A 1,218-nucleotide genomic window follows, 5' to 3' on the forward strand; every position below is an offset into this window, starting at 1 on the left:
CAACTCCTTGGCACACAGAACGACATGGCTACGATCCGACTTGCTTTTGCAATGGAGGAAATTGGAAGTTTAGAGAGAAAAGTTTAAATACTAGCAGAAGGCATTTAATTATGTTAGTGAGGACTATCCTTCTTTTTTTTATTATTTTTTTATATATATTAATATTATTACAATCGTAATATCTTAATATTTATATATTTGTATATTATGCTAATTAGTTAATTAGTATATTATATATATTAGCTAATTAGCTAGATAGTAGTTATTAATTATATAATTATTCTTCAGTTCAAAATAGATTCTTTTAGACTTTTTCACCGCTCGTAATCAATTTGTTTCATGCTAGGAATAAAAAGTGGCCTTTTTTAAAAAATTGGAGATAGAAAAATTGGAACCTTCAATTTATGAATGCAGTGTTGGAAAAAATTGGAGGCCTCTTATTGAAAGTCGAGAGATACAAACGTAAAAGTTTAGAGAAAGATTTATATATGAGTTTTTACATATATGATATCAGTGAAAGAGAAATGAAAAAAGAAGTAATAATTGAAGGAGAAACGTACTATATTGAAAGTGAGGATGACCTAGTTAGCATAGTTCATGAGTTAGTCAAAAGAGGGTTTACAGTTAAGGAGATTGCATACGGACTAGGAATCAGTGAGAAAAAGGTCAGGAAATATTTAGAAGACTGTTGGTAAGTTAAGTTTTGTTTTTTTATTTGTAAGTTCTAATTCTCCTTTTTAGAATTTTTATTTTTCTCCTAATTAGCTAAGATTATGCTTAGTTTTTTTCAGTTTTGTGATAGTAATTGTAAAGGTTGAAAAATCAAGGAGGTGAAAAAATAAAGAGATAGAGAAGTAAAAAGATAGAGAAAGATTTATATAGCAGAAGATACATATATGTAAGTGGTGAGTAAAAAGTGAAGTATGAAGTCTTAAATCAAATCGTAAATCAAGTATTTGAAGACAGTACAGTAGACGAGTTACAGCTGAGATTTAGGGAAGATGTTGAAGTTAGTCCAGAAGAATTTAAACAGTTAATCGGTCAAGGTACCTTGGTAACTGGTACAGAAGATTACGGTGTAATAACTGACATTTACGAATATTGGGAAGAAGGAAAAAGGTACGTTAAAATGTTATTGGTCTACTATAAGAAAGATGAGAAATATTACGTAATGGAGTTACAAATGTGGAGAGAGATTAAGCTATAATTTTCTTTTTT

Annotated in this window: 2 protein-coding genes; both read left to right on the forward strand. The window is 29.0% G+C overall.

Annotated features, from left to right (window positions below; genetic code table 11):
• Positions 1 to 404: 404 nt before the first annotated feature.
• Entirely contained in the window at positions 405 to 695 is a 291-nt protein-coding gene (locus ABD011_RS15695; protein WP_343799778.1) for a hypothetical protein, read from the forward strand.
• A 221-nt stretch (positions 696 to 916) separates the two neighbouring features.
• Positions 917 to 1,207, forward strand: coding sequence for an AcrID1 family anti-CRISPR protein (locus ABD011_RS15700; protein WP_343799780.1), 291 nt, complete (start codon positions 917 to 919; stop codon positions 1,205 to 1,207).
• Positions 1,208 to 1,218 lie beyond the last annotated feature (11 nt).

The organism is Gaetbulibacter jejuensis, from assembly GCF_039524015.1.
GTDB classification, from domain to species: domain Bacteria; phylum Bacteroidota; class Bacteroidia; order Flavobacteriales; family Flavobacteriaceae; genus Gaetbulibacter_B; species Gaetbulibacter_B jejuensis.